This is a genomic window from Bacteroides sp. OM08-11 (assembly GCF_003438665.1).
Classification (GTDB): Bacteria; Bacteroidota; Bacteroidia; order Bacteroidales; family Bacteroidaceae; genus Bacteroides; species Bacteroides cutis.
In genome coordinates this window covers 64,180-85,313 of the sequence record NZ_QSTJ01000010.1, presented here as the reverse complement: position 1 = coordinate 85,313, position 21,134 = coordinate 64,180, and the positions used below count along the sequence as shown (strand labels likewise).

General features: G+C 51.1%; 14 protein-coding genes. 4 read left to right on the top strand and 10 right to left on the bottom strand.

The features are described 5' to 3' along the window. The 7 genes from DXC10_RS15460 to DXC10_RS15430 all read right to left on the bottom strand — a co-directional run. The coding region (locus DXC10_RS15460; RefSeq protein ID WP_117738352.1) for a GTP-binding protein at positions 1–423 on the bottom strand (423 nt) is incomplete at its 3' end. Between the two features lie 657 nt (positions 424–1,080). Then, positions 1,081–6,897, bottom strand: coding sequence for an N-6 DNA methylase (locus DXC10_RS15455; protein WP_004291462.1), 5,817 nt, complete (start codon positions 6,895–6,897; stop codon positions 1,081–1,083). After that, entirely contained in the window at positions 6,887–7,339 is a 453-nt protein-coding gene (locus tag DXC10_RS15450; RefSeq protein ID WP_004304266.1) for a DUF1896 domain-containing protein, read from the bottom strand. Before DXC10_RS15450 ends, DXC10_RS15455 begins: the two co-directional genes overlap by 11 nt. A gap of 162 nt (positions 7,340–7,501) precedes the next feature. Next, positions 7,502–9,589: a type IA DNA topoisomerase gene (topB, locus tag DXC10_RS15445; RefSeq protein ID WP_004291456.1), complete on the bottom strand. Its 2,088-nt coding sequence runs from the start codon at positions 9,587–9,589 to the stop codon at positions 7,502–7,504. 60 nt (positions 9,590–9,649) lie between these two features. Continuing rightward, on the bottom strand, positions 9,650–11,221 hold the full coding sequence (locus DXC10_RS15440; RefSeq protein WP_004291455.1) for a DUF3945 domain-containing protein: 1,572 nt from the start codon (positions 11,219–11,221) through the stop codon (positions 9,650–9,652). A 20-nt stretch (positions 11,222–11,241) separates the two neighbouring features. Beyond that, positions 11,242–11,592 (bottom strand): helix-turn-helix domain-containing protein, encoded by a 351-nt coding sequence (locus tag DXC10_RS15435; RefSeq protein ID WP_004291454.1) that lies wholly within the window; start codon positions 11,590–11,592, stop codon positions 11,242–11,244. A 3-nt stretch (positions 11,593–11,595) separates the two neighbouring features. Next, a complete protein-coding gene (locus tag DXC10_RS15430; protein WP_004304264.1) occupies positions 11,596–11,958 on the bottom strand; it encodes a helix-turn-helix domain-containing protein in 363 nt (120 codons plus the stop codon). Positions 11,959–12,159: 201 nt separating this feature from the next. On the opposite strand from DXC10_RS15430, the gene DXC10_RS15420 reads away from it, so the two are divergent. Continuing rightward, positions 12,160–12,459, top strand: a complete 300-nt coding sequence (locus DXC10_RS15420; RefSeq protein ID WP_004291426.1) for a helix-turn-helix domain-containing protein — start codon at positions 12,160–12,162, stop codon at positions 12,457–12,459. Positions 12,460–12,490: 31 nt separating this feature from the next. After that, positions 12,491–12,796, top strand: coding sequence for a helix-turn-helix domain-containing protein (locus DXC10_RS15415; RefSeq protein ID WP_004291424.1), 306 nt, complete (start codon positions 12,491–12,493; stop codon positions 12,794–12,796). Between the two features lie 77 nt (positions 12,797–12,873). Here DXC10_RS15415 and DXC10_RS15410 read toward each other — a convergent pair whose 3' ends face one another. Together DXC10_RS15410 and DXC10_RS15405 are read right to left on the bottom strand one after the other, a co-directional pair. After that, the gene (locus DXC10_RS15410) at positions 12,874–13,236 is read right to left on the bottom strand and encodes a hypothetical protein (RefSeq protein WP_004291423.1); all 363 of its coding nucleotides are present in this window, start codon (positions 13,234–13,236) and stop codon (positions 12,874–12,876) included. Between the two features lie 11 nt (positions 13,237–13,247). Further along, entirely contained in the window at positions 13,248–14,483 is a 1,236-nt protein-coding gene (locus DXC10_RS15405) for a site-specific integrase (protein ID WP_004291422.1), read from the bottom strand. Positions 14,484–14,911: 428 nt separating this feature from the next. Between DXC10_RS15405 and mfd the strand changes: the two genes are divergently transcribed. Beyond that, the gene (gene mfd, locus DXC10_RS15395) at positions 14,912–18,301 is read left to right on the top strand and encodes a transcription-repair coupling factor (protein WP_101545320.1); all 3,390 of its coding nucleotides are present in this window, start codon (positions 14,912–14,914) and stop codon (positions 18,299–18,301) included. A gap of 36 nt (positions 18,302–18,337) precedes the next feature. Here the strand turns inward: mfd and DXC10_RS15390 are convergent, their stop codons facing one another. Beyond that, on the bottom strand, positions 18,338–18,982 hold the full coding sequence (locus DXC10_RS15390; RefSeq protein ID WP_117738348.1) for an HU family DNA-binding protein: 645 nt from the start codon (positions 18,980–18,982) through the stop codon (positions 18,338–18,340). Between the two features lie 664 nt (positions 18,983–19,646). On the opposite strand from DXC10_RS15390, the gene DXC10_RS15385 reads away from it, so the two are divergent. Next, the gene (locus tag DXC10_RS15385) at positions 19,647–21,128 is read left to right on the top strand and encodes a hypothetical protein (protein ID WP_145998993.1); all 1,482 of its coding nucleotides are present in this window, start codon (positions 19,647–19,649) and stop codon (positions 21,126–21,128) included. The last annotated feature ends 6 nt before the right edge of the window (positions 21,129–21,134 follow it).

The window sequence follows — 21,134 nt, the reverse complement described above, 5'->3', positions numbered from 1 at the left end:
ATACAAACGCTCCAAATTCACACCGGCACGGTCAATCTTATTGATAAATATAATTGTCGGGATTTGCAGCTTTTGTAAAGTACTGAACAGCAACTTTGTCTGCGCTTGTATGCCTTCCTTTGCGGATAAGATGAGGACTGCTCCATCAAGCATTTTGAATGTCCGCTCCACTTCCGCAATAAAATCCATGTGTCCCGGAGTGTCAATGATATTGCATTTCACCCCGTTCCAGATAATAGATGTCGTAGAAGCCCGGACAGTAATTCCTCTACGTTTCTCTATATCCATAGAGTCCGTTATGGTGTCACCATTATCCACACGGCCGCACTTTTCCGTTGCTCCACTGGCAAACAGCAGATTCTCGGTTACGGAAGTTTTTCCTGCATCAATGTGAGCAAGAATTCCTAAATTTATAATATTCATTTGGATTAAGCAATAATATACTACAGTAGATGCATTGTCGAAACGCACCTTTTAATACCTCCTCGTAGCATATGAGAACTACAGGATTACTAACTCGTATTAATATGTATATTATTACTGCCGCATAACGATTACAAAATTACACAAAAAAATATATCTAACAAAAGTGGGAGGATTTTTTAACTTTTTACCATAGACATTTTATTAGGGAAGCGTAGGTTCAACTGGCAAGTACAAATAAGTAGAAATGTTTGAACAACACCGTTTTAGGAAGTTGAAAAATCAAGTTTCTCTCTCGGTATAGCGTTTATTTTGGCCAATATCTTCTTTAGTTTAGCATTTGTGTATTTCCCATTCGTGTTCTATTTAGCTCCTTATTATGAGTATGTAGCAAGTTACTTATCAAATTCAGCCTCTTTGAGGGTCAAATATGGTTTTGCAAATGGTGACTGACAAGACATAAACAAGGTCAGCAGGAATTTTTTACATAAATGGACATGAATGTATATAACCTAAAATAAGAATAAATTTTAATAAGGGCTGCCCAAAAAGAAAAAAATGCAGTTGCCATCCTATAGATACTTGCAGAAAGGATAAAATTTACTTTTAGACCTTTTGGGATAGCCCTTATTAATACTTCAGATAAAATTCCTTAGGTTATATTTTCAATCCTTTGGACCGGGTTTCCTCCTTGGCATACAGTCCCGGACGCCCGATTATGACATGGTTGGCAACGATACTATCCGCCGGACTGCGTATCTGCGGCGGTGCATTTTCGGGATATTGCGCCTGCCTGTTCCTCACATCTTCCGCTTCCGGCTTGAGCTGTTGCCCTTCATTCTCCTTTTCTGCGACTTCGGGCGTGGGTGGCGCAAGCTCCAGCTGAATTTTTCGGTCAAGGGCGGCAAGTTCGGACTTCAACTGCTTCAGCTCGTCCTCCTTCTTCCACACCTTACCCGCTATCTCCTGTAACTGCGGTATCTCCATCTCCAGCACCTCGTTCTTCGCCTTGTACTGGTCGATGATGGAGGGTATCCTCTCCATCGCGTTGAGGAAGTTGCGGGCGGCGGCCAACGGGTCAGCCATCGCCAGATGCCCGTTGTTGTAGGTGTACTTGTAGTTCCCCTCGACCACGAAGCGGTTGTCGGTGAACTCCAATCCCTCTTTGAGTATCCTTTCGCTCACCACCTTTATCGGAAAACCGTAAAGTTCACCGACCTGCGTGTACAACCCTCCGGTCGTGGCATTCTTGGCTATCTCCTGCAAACGCTTTCCGATGACCTTCTCATCGGCGGAATCCACTCCGTCCACCTTTATTATATTAAGGCGGTTGCCCTCCTTGTCGGTCTGCACCACCGACAGGAAGCGGTTCCAGTCCTCCGTCATGGCATCTATGAAAGCCGTGTTGTTGCGCAACTCGCCGGTCTTTGACTCCAGCTTGAACTCCGAATCACGCTTGCCCTTGTTGAACGACTTGCGTTCCCCTTCGAGCGATGCGATCCGCTTTTCCAGTTTCGCCTTGTCCAACAGGTCGGTATTGCCGGAGAGCAACGCCATGTATTCCGAGAAATTCATGCCCGATTTTTCGTCCATTGCCCCCTCGTCGATGGTACGCGCACCCATCGCACCGCTTTTGAGCTGGCTTATGAAAGTCTGCTTGCAGTGCAGGAGGTTGAACTTGTAGCTGTCCAGTGACTTCTCCACCGCGTAGATGATTACATCCACGTTGTTCCCGGCGAAATGTTTGGCAATCTCATTACCTGCCCTAACTCCGCGTCCGTCACGCTGTTGCAAGTCGGACGGTCGCCACGGCGTATCGAGATGATGGATAGCCACACACCGTTTCTGGGCGTTCACACCCGTTCCGAGCATAGAGGTAGAGCCGAACAGCACACGCACCGTCCCGGCGTTCATGGCGTCTATCACCGCCTTCCGCGCCTTGTCGGTCTTGCACTCCTGAATGAAGCGCACCTCGCTTGGCGGTATACCGTAGTCCTCCGTCAGTTTGCGCTTGATTTCCGAATAGACGTTCCACCCGTCGCCCGGCTGGTATGTCCCCAAATCAGAGAAAACGAACTGCGTGCCTTTCTGGGCGTCGTATTTTTGATAATACTCCGCGATCATCTTGGCACAGTGACTCGCTTTGTTGTCGGGATGATCTTCGTAATTCGGGTCTATCATGCGCATGTCGAGTGCCATTTTCCGGGCATAGTCCGTGGCGATGAGCATCTTCGCCTTTTCTTCCGTTTCCGAAAGCGGCAGCCTGCCCAACAAGGTGGCATCGCCCGTCTTGGCGAACTGCATCAGTTTCTGTATGAAGTCCTCCTGTTCCGGCGTGGGCGGTATATGGTGCAGTATCTCGTTCTTGGCAGGACGGTCAACGCCCACATCCTCCGCCGTGCGGTAGTCCGTGATTTCATTATAGAAGGCGGCAAGCTCCGGCACTTTGATGAAGTAGCGGAAACGCTCCTTCTGGACCACATTGTTCGTCACGTTAAATTCAAAATCCGTCGTCTTCTTGGCAAATATCGCCGCCCAAGCGTCGAAACACCTTATGTCCTGCCGTTCCAGCTCCTTCGGGCGCAGGTACTTGAACAGCAGGTACAATTCAGTCAGTGAGTTGCTGATAGTCGTGCCGGAGAGGAAGGTCGCACCCAAGTCTTTTCCTGTGCGCTCCTGTATGGTGCGTATGGCAAAGAGCATGTTAAGTGCCTTCTGGCTTCCCTCGCTGTTTCCCAATCCCGCCACACGGTCGTGGCGCGTGTTGAAAGTCAGATTCTTGAACTGGTGGCTCTCATCTATGAAGATGTGGTCGATGCCCATCTGCTTGAAATCCACCACGTCGTCCGTGCGTGACTTTATGGCGTGTTCCACCTTCTCCAGCTTCGCTTCAAGGTTGTGCTTGCGCTTCTCCAATCCTTTCAGCATCGCCCGCGACACGTTCTTTCCCTGCTGCCGTAGCACTTCGAGGTTTTCCTCCACCGTGTCAAGCTCTGCTTGCAGGATGCGCTGCTGCAATTCCGGCGACTGCGGTATCTTGCCGAACTGGTCGTGCGACATGATGACGCAATCGTAGTCGTTGTTCTTTATATTATTGAAGAAGCGCACACGGTTGGCGGTCGAAAAGTCCTTCTCCGAAGCGTACAGAATACGTGCGTTGGGATATGCCGCCTGATAGGTGGCTGCAATCTCCGCAACGTTGGCTTTCAGCCCGATAATCATCGGCTTGTGTGCCAAATTCAGACGCTTCATCTCATGCGCGGCGATGCACATTATCAGCGTCTTACCGGTTCCCACCTCGTGGTCGCAAATTCCGCCGCCGTTCTGTTTCAACATCCAGACGCAATCCATCTGTGAGGGATAGACGCTCTTGATACCCCGGCTTGCCAGCCCTTTCAGGTTGAGGTCGGGAAAGGTCTGATGGGAGCCGTCGTAGCGCGGGCGCACGAAACAGTTGAACTTGCGGTTATACATCGTCACAAGCCGCTCCTTGAACTGCGGCGACTGCTCTTCGAGCCATTCGGAGAAGCCGTTTCGTATCTCGTCAATCTTGGCGTTGGCGAGTTGTATTCCCTCGCTGTCGCGCATCTTGATGTCGTTGCCATGCTCGTCCTTGCCGATGGACTTCATCATGTCAGGGCAGGTGTTGTGCAGGGCGTGTTTTAGGAGGTGCATACCGTCATAGTTCCGGTAATACCCCTTCACCAGAAACTCGTCCGTGATTTTCATGGTGCGGTAGCCGCACACCACCGAAAACTCGTCCATGCTTGCGGAATAGGCGATTTTCACCTCCGTGTCGAACAGCCGGCTCATGTAGGCGGCATAGACACCCGTCGGAATCCAGCGTTCCCCGAAATTGAAGTCCAGATCCTCGAAGGCGATGCGCTGCGGCTCGGCATCTTTCAGAGCCTCCAACGCCTGCTTCACCTCCGGCATACGCTCATTTTCGGGATTGTCACCCATCCATGCCTCTATGCGTTCCGCTTTCTCTATGACATTTCCGGCGATGAAACGGTCTTTGATTTCGTAACCGGTCACGAGCGGATTGTAGTAGATGCGCCCTTGCAGGGCAGTGAGCAAATCCTCCGCCGTGCTGTCGGTTATCTCCCGCATATAGTCGAGATTGACCGTACCATATTTGTTGAGCGACGCAGACAGGGCTTCTTCGGGAGAGCCTACGTTGGCATGGCTCTCCACCGCGAAGGAAACAGGATGCTCGAAGATGTCCGCCTTGACGAACTTTCCGTTTTCCATCCGTTCCAGCGAAAGGATGTCGCGCCCGCCCGCATCCATCATCACTAACTTCACGTTCTGCTTGGCGTTGAGGTTGCCGTAGCGCATGACAAACTCATCGTAACAGGTATTCAGATGCTCTCGCCACGGAACATTTGCCTCGCGCCGGAGCGATTCATAACGGTACAGACGCTCGTAGGCGTCACGCAGCGACACATACAACAACGCCTTTTCCTTCTGGTATCCTTTCAGGTCGAGCGGCTGGAATGTCGCCCCGTATGGCGTGATGTCTTTCAGGTAGCCGATGTTATGACGCCCCCGGTCAGCCACCAGCGACCCTTCGCGCAGGTGCATCTCCGGCGTGCGGTGGTAGGCACGCGGAGAAAGGTCCACGACTTCCTCCTTCGGCTTTTCCGCTTCGATGTCGGGGAAAAGGAAAGTCCCCACCGCTTCCGATGGGGTATCTGTAACGGCAGGTGCGGCGACTGCCTCCGGCTGTGTTTCCTCCTGTCGTGGCTGCTCACGGGAAGTTTCCGGCACGGCTTTCACTTCCGTCTTTTCCGCCACTTGTTTCTCGTTATGCTGCCTTGCCAGTTCCCGAAGTTCTTTCCTACGCTCCGGCGTCAAACCCATCATCATTTCATAGAAACCGTTGATGGGAGGATTGGTATCCCAGTCCAGTGTGGCATAGATGTCGTCCGGGTCGGCAGGCTTGGCGGTGTTCTCCGCTTTCACCTCCTTATTCTCCATTGCGGGTTTTGCAGTTGGAGCTGTCGGTGTAACCGTGACTTTCGGTTTGGGCGGAGTGGACTTTGCCGTAACTGCCTTTTTCACCGTCTTTTTCTTTTTGGAGGTTTTCGGTTGGCTGACCTCTTCCGTCATCCCCCAGAGGTCAAGCAGGGTGAGCTGCACGCCTGCGGAATATTGCGGGCGCGGTTCTATCTCCGGCTTTTCATCTGCGGGTTGCGGCTTTTCTGTCGGAGTTTCCACCGTCTGCGCCGAGGATACTGTTTCCAATTTTATGGCAGGACGCTCTACTTTATTTTGAACGGCAACTTTTTCTTCCGTTCCTGCCTGCCGGATTGAACCCGAATACAAGCGCATGGCAAGCCTGTAATGGAAATCCTCGTCGAGCATACGGCGCAAATCCCCGGCGATGCCTGCTGCCTTGCCCTCGTGCAGATAAACCATAGCGGGCTTCCCGTAGGGGTCTGTGTCAAGTTTCGCCATCGTATGCACGATGCGTTCCGGGTGGTGGATGAAATAGGCGTTGTCGGTCAGGGCGGTTTTCGTGTCCGTCTGTATCACGGTCATCAGCCGCTCGTCCTGCGACATTTCCTTCTTGCTGAGGTTCTTTTGCAGGACAATCAGGTCACTGCCCACCTCCGTGCCCGCGTTGTCCGTGAACAGGTTGTTGGGCAGGCGTATCGCGGATACCAGATTGGCCTGACTGAACAGCTCGTTACGCACGGAGGTCTTGGTGCTATTCAATACCCCTTGCGAGGTGATGAACGCCACGATACCGCCGTCACGCACGGCATCCAGTCCTTTGAGAAAGAAATAGTTGTGGATGGTTTTCTGGGCGGAGCGTCTGCCGAAAGAGTCGCTCCGCTGAAACTCCGCGTCGAACACGGCAATGTCACCGAACGGAATGTTGGACACCGCCAAGTCGAAATAATTGTTGAACGGTCTTTCGATTTTCTCAAAACCGCAGGTGCGCATTTTCTGGTCGGGATAGAGATGCCTCAAGATTGTACCCGTGAGCAGATCCTTCTCGAAAGCCATCACATCCGCATTGGGGCTGTGCCGCAGCATGGAATCCACGAACACGCCGACACCTGCCGACGGTTCGAGCATACGGGCGGGGCGGACGCTGTAATCTGCCAGCACGTCCGCGATGGTGTCGGTTATCTCTTTGGGGGTGTAGAAAGCGGTCAGCACGGACGCTTTCAGCGAATCCACAAACCGCTTGTACTCTGTTTCGTCCTTGCTGTTCTCACGGATAAGCCTGTGCAGCTCCACCGTCGGGGCGAACAGTTCGAGGTCGGATTTCGCCCACCGGACGGCATCCGTCAGTTCCTTTGCAGGGTTGAGGATACATTTCAGACCGCCGAAACCGCAGTACCTTTGAAGTATGGCACGCTCTTCGGTTGTCGCTGTCCTATTTTCCCTGTCAAGGATGAATGCCGTCCGTATCGCCTCGATGTTGTCCCGCAGTTTCTGTTTGCGGTTAAACGCCATATTCGTCTAAGTAAAGGACGGTTGCTCCCGTCAGCTCCGTGTAGAGCAGGTCGTAATCGGAAGACAGGGCGAAATTGTCATCCGAGAGGTCATAGACGGAGAACACGTTGCCGACAAGCGGCAGCAGTTTCAGGACAAAGGCTTCACGCTTCTCTTCCGGCACTTCATCGGCAAACTCGTTTTCCACGACTTCGCGGAGGATGGCGTAACGGGAATAATGCAGCCCGCGCAGCAGCGTGTCCATCGCCAGTTCCTGCGCACCATCGGCGGGATAGCCTTCAAGCCGTGCCCTCTCATACGTTTCGGCGGCACGGTCGGCCCGTTCCCGTATGAAAGCGGTGTCGTCAGCCTGTTCAAACTTGTTCGTGCGGAGATAGTCCAGCAGGTACAGACCGTAATAGGAAAAGTCGGTCTGACCCTCGTTTTTCTTCTTGTTGTTCATTACTTTGGATTTAGCGGATTGATAATTAACGGGATAATCGGTTGGAAAAAGGAAGAAAAAGGCACTCGGTATCCCTCCGAGTGCCACCACTAAATCCAAAGTATGAGTGTAATCCGGTATCGAAGAACAATTCATTACTCTGAACAAGTGGCAAAGTTAATACTATTTCTTCCGTCCTGAAAATTTCTTGTCCTTTTTAGCCTCCGGGAACACAAAAGTCGTGTTATATTCCCCGTCAAAGGCGACAACAGCATCGAAACTCTTGCCCTGTTTGCTCTTGAACCCTTTGAGCAGCTTGGTATGCCCTTCGGTGAGCAGGTCTTTGATTTCATCGTCGGACAGGGTGCGTCCCGCTTTCAGCCGGAACACGGGCAGTCCGCACTCCGTGTTGTCGCAGCGTACCACCTTGCCGTAGAACCGCATCCTGCCCGTGCCACACTTGGGACACGCGCAGCCGGAGTCACGGCTGCCGAAGAGCTTGTCGCACGAGATCAGTTCGGAGGTTATCTCACGTGTGTACGCCTCTATCTCCTTGCGGAAGGTGTCGTCGGACAGTTCCCCGCGCTCGATACGCGCCAGCTCCTTTTCCCATTCGCCCGTCATGGCAACATCGGCGATGCGCATCGTCTTGACGACGGAATTGAGGGCAAGTCCTTTTTCGGTGGGAACAAGCGACTTCTTGCAGCGTTCCATGTAACCGCGCTTGAAAAGCGTTTCGATGATGGAGGCGCGTGTGGCGGGAGTACCGATGCCACAGTCCTTCATCGCCTGCCGCAGTGCGTCGTCCTCAATTTCCTTGCCCGCCGTTTCCATTGCCGAGAGCAGGGTGGCTTCGGTATGCAGCGGCTTGGGTTTGGTCTTTCCTTCGGTAATGGACGAGCCTTTCGGTGTCAGCGTGTCGCCTTCCTGCCAGCCGGGGATGGTAATTTCCTCTTTTTCCTCGCCATAGACGGCACGCCATCCGGTTTGCTTCACGACGCTGCCTTTTACGGTAAACTCCACTCCGGCACATTCCGCCGTGACAGTGGTCACATCCTTGACGCATTTCTCAGAGAATGCCTCGACCATGCGCCCGGCAATCATCTGATAGATGGTATTGTCCTCTTTGGAGAGGAAGAGCGGTTTCTCACCCGTGACGAGCAGGGCATGGTGGTCTGTCACCTTGCCGTCGTCCACGCTGCGGCGTGTCGGGGCGGCTTTTGCCCGCACCTTGTCTTTCCATTCGGGCTGTGTGCCGATGAAAGCGAGCAGTTTGGGAATTTCGGCAAACACGTCTTCGGGGATGTAGCGGCTTCCCGTTCTCGGATAGGTTATCAACTTCTTTTCGTAGAGTTTCTGCGCGATTTCAAGCGTCTGTTCCGCCGTGAAGCCGTGCTTGGCGTTGGCTTCTTTCTGGAGCGTGGTCAGGTCGTAGAGCAAGGGAGTTTCCTCCGTCTTCTCCTTGCGCTCGGCTTTCGTGACAGTGGCGCAACCTGCCGCCTTTACCTTATTATATAGTTCCATCGCCGGTTCTTTCTCTTTCCATTTCTCGGAGGATGAGAATTTCACGACTTCGCCGTCGCAACCGTCCGTTGCGATATGGAGCTGCCAGAATGCTTCGGACGTAAAGCGGCGGTTCTCCCAGTAGCGTTCACATACCATAGCCAACGTTGGTGTCTGCACCCGCCCCACGGAATACGTGCCGTGTCCGGCGGCGATGGATAACGCCTGTGTGCCGTTGATGCCCACGAGCCAGTCGGATTCGCTCCGCGCTTTGGCGGCGAGGTAGAGGTTGTCGTATTTGCTGCCGTCTTCGAGTTTCCGCAGTCCCTCGCGGATAGCTTTGTCGGTGAGAGAGCTGATCCACAGGCGCACGAAAGGAGTGGTGCAACCCGTATAGTGGTAGAGGTAGCGGAAGATAAGCTCTCCCTCGCGTCCGGCATCGGTCGCCACGATGATATGTTCGCTTGTGTCGAACAGTCTTTTGATGACTTTTATCTGCGACACCACGCCGCTGTCGGGCTTGTAACCTTTCTCCGTCCTGACCTGACGGGGGACGAGCGTGAATGTGTCGGGAATAATCGGGAGGTTGTCACGGACAAATCCGCGCACGCCGTAGCCGTCGGGCATGGCAAGCTGAACGAGGTGTCCGAATGCCCATGTCACGGCATAACCGCCTCCCTCGAAATATCCTTCCTCTCTCTTTGTCGCGCCCACGATGCGGGCGATTTCACGTGCCACGGAGGGCTTTTCTGCAATGATTGTCTTCATGTCTTCTTCTTTTTTGTTGATACTTTGGATTTTATTTTGGATTCAGTGGCGGACACGGGATTACATTTTCATGCCCTTGCCCGTTTTCTTCTGCGGCTTCTCCTGCTGCTGTTGCTGGCGGGCGTCCTTCGGGTTGGTCTGACCTTTCTGCAACGGCTCTCTCAGATTCTTTGTAGCCTCGTTGGTCTTGCCATCGTTGTTCACCGCCACCTGCGTGCGGCTCTCGTTGGACGGAGCAACCTGCTGTGCATTGTCAGGGTTCGTGTCGTAGCGGTACGGGCGTCCCTTCTCCGGGTTGAACTTGATATACATCGTGGCATGGAAGCCCTGCTTGTCGGTCACGTTCTCCAGCTTCACGGCTTTACCCGCCACATAGTCGGCTTTCTGCTGGTCGGTGAAGCTCACGCCGCTCCATTTGCTGATGGGGCGGATGCTGCCGTCCTCGTTCGTCCACGTGTTGCGGCGTTGCTCCTTCTTGGTCTGTGCGGCATTTTCCCCGCCCTGCGCCTGACTTTTCGATGTGTCGCCTTTGGTTTCCTGTGTCTGTGCGGTACGGGGCGACTTGCCGGTTCCCGGCACGAACTCCACGCCGCGCTGCTCCACGTTCACTTGCAGGGTGGTGACGAACTTTCTGCCGTCGTTGCGCTCGATGAGCTTGTCGCGTACGGGCAGTCCGGCGCGGAGCATGTCCCGCTCCTGCGTGGTGATTTCCGTCTTGCCGATGCGCTCCGGGATGCGCACCCTGCTTGCCGGAATGTCCGTGATTTCATTCGTCTTGCGGTCGATGCTGATGTAGGAGGGGATGATCTCGCCCGTTTCCCTGTCCACAATGTCCACGACCCTACCGAGATTGCCCGTTTCGCGGAGGTTCTTCCGGTCATTGTCGGAGAATTTGTGTTCCTTGTACTCATCCAGCTTCTGCTCCTTGCGGATGAAGTGCGGCACGAGGCTGATGTTTCCCTCACCGTCCTTCTTGAAGGAGAGGCGGGCGTCCAGCTCGAATGATTCGCCGCCGAAGGTCGGTTTGACCTTTACCAAGTCGGACTTGCCATAGTTGAGCATCTTCGTAAGGTCGCCGGACTTTTCAAGGTTGTCCCGCTTTACGCCCCATCTGTCCTCCAGCTCCTGCCAGTTGATTTTACTCTCGTCGATGGGCTGGTAGCCACGTTTGCCCTGCATCTGTTCGGATTTGTCCTGTTGCTGTTCTTTCCGTTGTTCCATGTTCTCCTGTTTTTGAGGTTCTTGTTTCTCTGTCTGTTGTGCTGCCATCTCTTCCTGCACCTTCTTCTCATAGTCGGAGGTGTCCACCTTGTGAGGGGCGAGCAGCTCCTTGTTCGCTTCGGGGTCTTTCAGCAGTTGCTTCATCACCTCTAAGAGATTTTCAGCTTGGTCTGCCGCAATGCGGTAGAAACCGAAGCGGCTGGGTTCCTTGCACTGCCGGAAGAAGTTCTTGAAGAAGTTGTCCAGCACGTCGCCATGTCGGTCGAATTGCAGGAAACTCTGCGCGTTCTCCGCTTTTGCGGGGGTGCGCTTGGGTGTGCCGTCCGCGTTCAGCCCGGCTACCACGCTGATCTCGCCTGTCTTCTCGTCACGGACTACCAGCACGTCCTTTTCGTCTTTTTTCTTTGCCATCTGAAAAATGTTTTAATGGGTTATTTATGAAAGAAATTATGGATACGAGCCTTGTAGAAGGCTATATCTTCCTTTTTGAAGTCCTTGATATGGTTGGAAAGGAATGTCAGCACGTCCTCCTCGCTGTAATAGGTCTTCTTGCCCAGCGTCTTGTAGGGCAATGCGCCTACGCTGCGGTAGCGTTGGAGGGTGCGTTTGCTTATCTGGAGCAACATGCACAAATCCTGATTGTCGAAAAGGCGGATGCTTTCCGTGATAGTGGGCTGTTTCCCCTCAGCCTTCATCGCCAGCAGCAGTTCGTCCTGACGGTCGAGCCGTTCCATCAGCTTCTGCATCCAGCCCTCGAAGTTGTTTCGTGTGAGCAGTTCCATGACCTATGTCCTCCTTCCTTTTGGTTTGCCGCCCGTGCGCAGCGTGTGGTTGTGGAACAGGGTGTCTATTGTCCCTTCCTCGTTCCTTACTGTGTTGTCCTCCAATAGCCGCAGTATCTCGGAAAGGCGGTAGCGGCAGCTTCCGCGTACCACCACATACTCGATACGGTGGTCGGTGCGCATACGCTGCATGGTGCGCTTGCTCACGTTGAGCATCTTCGCCGCCTGTGCCGTGTCAAGCAGCTTGTCTTCGGTTTCCCGCTTCCGTTTCTTCTCGTCCCTTGCCTCGCGGATGTACCCTGCGATGTTCGCAATCTGCGCCATCATCTCCTTGTAGGCGGAACTTTCCATTGTTATCACTTTCATGTTCAGTCCTTTCTTTTTGTTTCTGCGACAAAATTCGGCAATAAACAAAAGGGGCTTTAACAACTCACTACGTGACTCACGTAAGATTTTTGCGGAAGATGGCTCCGTAACCCGGTCAAACGGCGCAACAGGCAGCCTTTCAGCGGAAAACGATACGTCTTGTATGCCGTTTCGTTACCTTTGCGGCAAACTCTAAATGACATGAATATGGAAATAGTATCTATCGAGAAAAAGACTTTCGAGATGATGGTGGCGGCATTCGGCGCACTCTCGGAGAAGGTCGCCGCCCTGAGGCGCAAAAGCGACACGGGGCGCATGGAAAGATGGCTCACGGGCGAGGAGGTCTGCGGGCAGTTGAGAATAAGCCCGCGCACGTTGCAGACGCTGCGTGACAGGCGGCTTATCGGCTACTCGCAGATAAACCGCAGGTTCTATTACAAGCCAGAGGAGGTGAAGCGGCTGATACCGCTTGTCGGCACGCTCTATCCGCACGGCAGATGATTTGATTTATTCACCCACTGAATCCGAAGTTATGATGAACGAGAACAACGATGTTTTTACGATGGAAGACGAGCCGATAGCCTCTGTGGTGCAGGATATGCGCAAAGGCTCGAAATGGCTGTCCGCATTTCTGGAAAGCTACCGTCCTCCGCTGGACGGGGAACGTTACCTGACGGACGGCGAGGTGTCGGAACTGCTCCGTGTGAGCCGGCGCACCTTGCAGGAATACCGCAACAACCGCGTGTTGCCCTTCATACTTTTGGGAGGGAAGGTGCTTTACCCGGAAACGGGGCTGCGCGGGGTACTGGAAGCGAACTACCGCAAGCCGCTGGAGTGAGGCGGTTTCATGAAAAAGTAAACGGGTGACACCTTTTGTGGTGCTACCCGTTTACTTGTCTTATGGGGTATGTGCAATCAGCAATACCCGGCTTTTCCGTTCTGTATGAACATCACGTATGTCTGCCGTTTCTCTTGTGAGAGTGCCTTTCCCACCAGCCATGTGCGGAACAGGTGGGTGTTGTAGGTATTCACCCTGAAAGCGACCGGGATGATGATTTCAAGGGCGTACACGTCCGCGTGCAGCCCGTTTTCAAGCTGCATGTAGCGGCACACCTCGTAGTCGTTCAGCACGTCCGACTTGCGGACGGCTCTGATGGCGGCGTTCACTGCCGGGACGGTCGTATGGAACAATCCGGCTATTTCGGTGGCGGTCATCCACACGTCGTTACCGGTTACGCTGACTGCCTTGTCCTCGATGATGATTGTGTCACGTTTCATGGCTTTTCTTTTTAGATGGTGCAACCTGCAAATTCCTCGACGCCGTTCAATCTTGCGGCAAGGTTCTCCATGTCCTGATTGAGCTTCTCTTTGGTTATCTTTGCGTAAATCTGCGTCGTCTTTATGCTCTTGTGTCCGAGCATGGAGCTGACCGTTTCGATGGGAACACCGTTGGAGAGGAATATCGTCGTGGCTGCCGTGTGGCGGCTCTGATGCCACGTGATATGCTTGGTGATGCCGCAACGCTTGGCGACGGCACGGATACCGGCAAGGCACGTGTTATAATGCGGAACGGGAAATATCCTGCCGTCCCCGCACAGTCCCCGGTATTTGCCGATTATGCGGTTGGCGATGTCGAGCAGGCGGATGTTGGACACCACGCCCGTTTTCTGGCGGTTGATGTTTATCCACTCGTGTTCGTCGAAGTAGGTGCGGATATTCTCTTCCGTAAGGTTGCGCATATCCGCGAACGACAGCCCCGTGAAGGCGCAGAACAGGTAGAGGTCGCGGTACAATTCCTGTTTGGCGTTTTTCAGTTTCCCCTCCATCAGCAGGCGGATCTCATCTTTGGTCAGGAAACTGCGTGTTGTTTCCTCCTTCTTGATTTCATACTCGCGGAACGGGTCGCGCGTCAGCCACTCGTTGTTGATGGCGATGAATACCATCGTCCGTAACGGGCAGACGTACAGCCACACGGTATTGGTGCAGCAGTGCTTGTCCGTGCGCAGGAACATCTCGAAGTCGGAGATGAAAGCCGGGGTAAGCTCTTTTAGGGCGATGTCCTTCACATGGTAGCGGATGTCGAGGAACTCTTGCATGTGCTTGTAAACGGTGCGGTACTTCAGCAGCGTGCCTTTGGCTTTCATGCCTGCCTCCACCTGCTTCTCGTAGTCCTCGTTGTGCTGGCGGAACACCTGCATCAGCGTGTGGTAGCGGTGTTCCAGTCCGAGAAAGGCGTTCTTCACCTTCTCCGCCGTGACGAAGTTGTCACGCTCCATGATTTCCTGATAATGCCTGTTGATGCGTACCCGCATCTTGTCAAGCATACGGTTCGTTTCGAGTGCCGCCGTGCTTCTGCCCGTGACACGTCCACCTTTGGTGTCCCACAGTTTCGGATCGACAGTCAGTTTGCAGCTGAACTGTGTCTGGCTGCCGTCCACCGTGATGCGTCCCATGACGGGAACTGTCCCGTCCTTTTTCACTACCTGACGCTTGAGGTAGTAGATTACTGAAAATGTACTCTTCATTGTCCTTAATTTTTGGGTTTCAAAATTAGTTGGTGAAGAGTCCGGTGTTGGTACGCAAAACGGGGAGGAACGGCGCAATCTTTTTCCGTAACCTGATTTTTCGCATGAGTTATGGATAACTCACTATTCCTTAGAGCCTTGTTTCGCTATTCGTACCCGTTTGTCGCATTTTCGGGCATGGTTACGAACAAGTAACGTAGCGGCGTCAGGATTTGGCTTCGGCAGGGATTGTAATGGCTTCACGGATTATCGCCACTTCAACCAAAACCCTTGTAACTCAATTCTATCACTATATCTTTCCGCATTTCACTTTTTTGTAGTAACTTTGCGCATCAAACTCACCACGGATTACGCAGATTTACACAGATTAATGATTTAGACAATCTGTGTAAGTCCGTGTAGTTTGTGGTGAAATAAAAACAAACGTGATGACTATTACCGAACTACAACGCTTGTACGCCGCCCATCCCAACGTAGAGGGTATGGGCCGGTTGTTTAAAGACTCTTCTATCCGGCATTTGTACTGTGGTGGCCTGTGTGCTTCCGCTGCTTCCTTGTTTTCATCCGTGTTGGTGCAACGTGCCGAGGTTCCGTTCGTTTTCATTTTGGGCGATTTGGAAGAAGCCGGTTATTTCTATCATGACTTGACCCGGATATTGGGAACGGAAAAAATATTGTTTTTCCCCTCTTCTTTCCGGCGTGCCATTAAATACGGACAGAAGGATGCCGCCAATGAAATTCTGCGTACTGAAGTCCTGAGCCGTTTACAAAAGGGAGAAGAAGGACTTTGTGTGGTGACCTATCCCGATGCTTTGGCAGAGAAAGTGGTTTCTCGCAAAGAACTTGGCGATAAGACCCTGAAACTTCATACGGGCGAAAAGGTAGATATGAATTTCATCACGGAAGTATTACGCAGTTATGGTTTTGAATATGTAGATTATGTCTACGAACCCGGACAATATGCTGTCCGTGGTAGTATCATCGATGTTTTTTCTTTTTCTTCCGAATCTCCTTTCCGAATCGACTTTTTCGGTGATGAAGTAGAGAGTATCCGTACCTTCGAAGTCGATACCCAGCTTTCCAAAGAGAAGAAAGAGAGTATAGTGATAGTACCCGATTTGAGCCGTAGTCTGGAGCAAAACGGTAGTGGTGGTATGGTGTCGTTTCTGGATTTTCTTCAACCTGATACCATACTTTCCATGCGCGATTTCCTGTGGTTGCGCGAGCGTATACAGACTGTACATGATGAAGCACTTACACCTCAAGCCATTGTTGCCCGTGAATCGGAAGAAAACGGAATCGTCACTTTAGAAGGCAAATTGATTGATGGAGGAGAGTTTACATTACGTGCGCTTGATTTCCGGCGGATGGAATTTGGTACAAAACCTACGGGAACACCTGATGCAACTATTTCGTTCGATACTTCCGTCCAACCTATTTTCCATAAGAACTTCGACCTTGCGGCAGAAACTTTTCAGGAATACCTTGCACAAAATTATACCCTATATATATGTAGCGACAGTGTGAAGCAAACCGACCGTATCCGTGCCATCTTTGAGGATCGGGGCGATAACATCGCTTTTACCGCTGTCGAACGTACCTTGCACGAGGGATTTGCCGATAACACATTGCGTCTCTGTATCTTTACGGATCACCAGTTGTTCGACCGTTTTCATAAGTATAACCTCAAGAGTGAGAAAGCGCGTAGCGGAAAGGTGGCGCTTTCCCTGAAAGAGCTCAACCAGTTTACTCCGGGCGATTATGTTGTCCATACTGATCACGGTGTGGGACGCTTCACCGGATTGGTACGTATTCCCAATGGGGATACCACTCAAGAAGTGATGAGGCTTGTCTATCAGAATGAAGATGTCGTATTCGTCTCTATTCATTCCCTGCACAAAGTGTCCAAGTATAAGGGGAAGGATGGGGAGGCTCCGCGCTTGAATAAATTGGGTACGGGGGCTTGGGAAAAGTTGAAAGACCGTACCAAGACCAAGATAAAAGACATTGCCCGTGATCTCATCAAACTTTACTCACAGCGCCGTGAAGAGAAAGGTTTTCAATACAGTCCCGACAGTTTCCTGCAACATGAATTGGAAGCTTCTTTCCTTTATGAGGATACTCCTGACCAGAGTAAAGCCACTGCCGAGGTAAAGGCTGATATGGAAAGTGCCCGTCCGATGGATCGTCTGGTGTGTGGTGATGTCGGTTTCGGAAAAACGGAAGTTGCCGTGCGGGCTGCTTTCAAAGCCGTTGCCGACAACAAACAGGTAGCTGTCTTGGTGCCTACTACCGTTCTTGCCTATCAGCATTTCCAGACTTTCAAGGAACGCCTGAAAGGTTTGCCTTGTAAGGTGGAATATCTGAGCCGTGCACGCACCGCCGCGCAAGCCAAAGCGGTAATCAAGGGACTTGCCGACGGCGAAGTGAATATCCTCATCGGTACTCATCGTATCCTGGGTAAAGATGTGAAGTTCAAAGATCTTGGCTTGCTGATTATTGACGAGGAGCAGAAATTCGGAGTTTCTGTCAAAGAGAAACTTCGTCAGCTAAAGGTCAATGTAGATACGCTCACCATGACTGCTACGCCCATTCCCCGAACTTTACAATTCTCATTGATGGGTGCCCGCGATTTGAGCGTCATCCAAACTCCGCCGCCCAACCGTTATCCCATTCAGACGGAAGTACATACTTTCAATGAAGAAATCATAGCCGATGCCATCAACTTCGAAATGAGCCGCAACGGACAAGTATTCTTCGTGAATAATCGTATTTCCAATCTTGTGGAACTCAAAATGATGATCCAGCGTCATATTCCCGACTGCCGTGTTGCCATCGGTCATGGCCAGATGGAACCTGCCGAACTGGAGAAGATCATATTGGATTTCGTCAATTATGATTACGATGTGTTGCTTGCCACCACCATCATAGAAAGTGGTATTGATATCCCCAATGCCAATACCATTGTCATCAACCAGGCCCAGAACTTCGGACTGAGTGACCTCCACCAGATGCGTGGCCGTGTGGGGCGAAGCAACAAGAAAGCCTTTTGCTATCTGTTGGCTCCTCCTCTGTCTTCCCTTACTCCGGAAGCCAAGCGCCGCCTGCAAGCCATCGAGAATTTTTCCGATTTAGGTAGTGGCATCCATATCGCTATGCAAGACCTCGACATCCGCGGTGCGGGAAATATGTTGGGTGCGGAACAAAGCGGTTTCATTGCCGACCTTGGTTATGAAACCTATCAAAAGATACTCTCCGAAGCCGTACATGAATTGAAGACCGATGAGTTCGCCGACTTGTATGCCGACGAGCTGAAAGCCGATGGGGGGGGTATCAGTGGTGAACAGTTCGTTGACGAGTGCCAGGTGGAAAGTGATCTCGAACTCCTGCTTCCCGCCACTTACGTCACCGGTAGCAGCGAACGCATGTTGCTCTATCGGGAATTGGATAGCATGACGCTCGATAAAGATGTAGAAGCCTTCCGTGCTCGTCTTGAAGATCGCTTTGGCCCCGTTCCTTCCGAAACCGAAGAACTTCTGCGCATTGTTCCGCTTCGCCGCCTTGCCGCGCGCATCGGTGCGGAGAAAGTCTTCCTGAAGGGTGGACGTATGTCCCTGTTCTTTATTTCCAATCCGGACAGTCCATATTATCAGAGTCAGGCATTTGGGAAAGTCATCGCCTATATGATGAAATATACCCGTCGCTGTGACCTGCGTGAGCAGAATGGCAAACGGAGTATGTTGGTAAAGGACGTAAAGACTGTGGAAGAAGCTGTCAGCGTGTTGCAAGAGGTGGTGGCGATGCAGGTAGAAGAATAGCGGGGAGTCTTTTTTCCCGCATTTTTCTCGCTGTTGTCAGGGCATTTTCTGTTGCACCTTTTTCCGTATATAGATTTTGTGCGAACCTCTTCCGGTGTATCCTATGCCGCTGTCAGACATTTCGCTCCATCTTTTCAGTTCCAGTGCGGCAGCGTTGCGCAACAGTCCTGTCATGTTGCAATAGTCATTTACTTTCAGTAGAACGTTTGTTTGCAGATAATTTTGTGCCAGCCTCAAACGTTGTTCTGCCGTATAGCGCGAAGATGAACGCTGGAATTTCCACTTTGAGCGGTCCAGCCGGCAGTGCATCCCCGTTTCTTGTATAAACTCCTTGTCCGCCCGGAAGTTGATGTTCTGCATGTAGATACTCATGGCATTTCGTTTCTGTCCGCCCGGTTCGCCGCTTTCACGTTCAAATCCGTCACGTATTCCCAATGAGGGGGTAAATACGCCCAGTCCGTCTATTTTCACCGAGTGTCCTTCGCCCATCTCACGGGCAATGGCCTGTGTCAGCGATTTCACCAGCCCGATGATATCACCGGGGGTGAAGGTACTGGCGTAGTTGATATGTTCGGCCAGATAGCCGAGGTCTACTTGTCCCCAAATCTTCATGCGGGGATAAAGCACTTTCTTGCCGTCCTCTCCGGGGAGGGTCAGCTCTTGCATTTGGTATTCTGCCATGATGTCTGTTGTATATAAAACGCTAACGAGACTGATGTTATCAGATGGACGGTATAAGTCGGTTCACAAGGTAGTCTCTGTTCCTTGAAGAAGAGGGTTGAAGTATAGGAAAAGCTTCATCTCACGCCGCGAGATATATATCTTGGCTGCTGAGATGGCCATCCCGGCTGCAGAGATTTGTATCTTGGCAGCTAAGATACATCTTTTCTTTGGAGTGGGCAAACTTTCCCCCGATAAGAGTATGTTTTCTTAAGGGATTGATGTGGTTTCTTCATCGAACTCTGTCATGTCCTTCTATAATAGAGGAAGGAATAGGTCGTGTGAAAATCGTCATCGGTTTGTTGTTTTTGGATAAATAATAATATCTTTGCATTGTGAAGTAATTGCGGTGGCAAGGCTTCGCATTTTTGTGGAAAGACTTAGCATTTGCTATTTATTCTGTAATGCTCTGAAAATTTGGCCGTTGGAAGAACTAATACAAGAATAAGTTTGTAGATGTCTACGCTATAGCGTGGGCAGGACTTATTCGTATTAGTGGGTTAGGCCAAATACCTCAGAGCATGGATATAGTTCGGTCCATGCTTTTTTTATGCCCAAAATACAAGCGATAGGCTCTGCTTGTCTTGATTATCGAAAAAGAGTCTTAACGAAAAAATGTACTATTATGAGGTTTTTGAAAATGACAGGACTGCTGATGTTTTTAAGTATGTTGGCGGTGGGATGTAGTTCGGATGACGATGAAAAGGATGTGGTAGGCGGTGAGCCTGCCGAACTCTATGTGTATGTGCGCGATGCTTCGGACAATTATTTGCTGGAAGGAGTGGATGTGGAGTTTGTACAGAACAACAAGTTGCTTTGTACCGATACTACCGACGACTCCGGAGCTGCTTTGTGTAACAATAAGTACGATGGCCTTGTTTCCGGAATGGTAACCGTTAATATCAATGTGGAGGGATATAAGCCGTTTACGAAGACAGGCAATGTCACAGCCGGCGACAATGAGTGGGAAGTAAGTCTGATACCGGATGAAGACGCTCCTTCTTCGTCCTCATTGAACGTTACGTCTAAAGATGTAGAAGATTTGTACGGTACGATTTCTATCCTGATACCCGAAAACGCGCGGTATGTACGTGTATCCGAAGGTACGAGCTATGATCCTGAGGATTATGAAGAATATAAAAACAGTAATTACGGATATGGAACAACCACGCAGAATGTGACTTATACTAATTTGAAACCTGCGACCAAGTATACCTTTACAGTAGTTTCTTTTGATGACAGAGGGAAACAGTTGGATAAAAAGACCCTTACCGTCACTACCAAGGAGTTGTATAACCGTAGCGATTTTAAAGTAGATATCGTTGATTTCCTGACGTTACAGAGTGGTGTTTCGGTGACTCTTAAGGTAGCTCCCGCACACGGGTTCATAATGTCTTGTTACGAATTGGGCCAGGAACCGGCCAATGACTTGCAGGTGGTAAAGGAAGCAATGAAAAATGGTACTGTCATAGGAGAAGATGGAAAGACAAAGATCGGTTATGTTACCGGACTGGATGCAGGAAAGGGCTATCGTGTCTATATTATACCTTTTGCGGAAAATAGAACTGATGTGGGAGGATACACTTACTTGGCTCCCGGAATAGTTTCTTCTATGGAATTGTATACTAAACGTGACAATTATCCTCCGAAGGCTACTGTAATAAAGGCCGGAAATACGAAAAGCTCATTCAGTTATCGGATATATTCAAGCAAGTTCAGTAATACAGCCAGTAATGTAGGATACTCTTTCTGCAGATCCTACAGAGGTGTTTTTGTGGAAGAATATGACCAGTTTGAGAATGAACCGGACATCGCGTGGGCAACGGTTTGCCAAAACCAAGGACTGGATGTGTTCAAGAGTTCGTATACATCTATCTATGAGATAGGCGGTTTAAACCTCTCTTCATGGTATGGTATCATAACACTGGGGTATCACGACCAAGAAGGAACGGATAATTCGGCTGTCATTTCCCGCTATAAATTCAAGTACGGCAGTTATGGTGTGACTCGTAACGTCGAAACCGGTGTCGCTTCTACCAAAGTATCCGGCATCAAGTATGGCTCTGTTACGGATGACATGTTGAAAAGTGTACGTGTTTTGAAATAATATAAC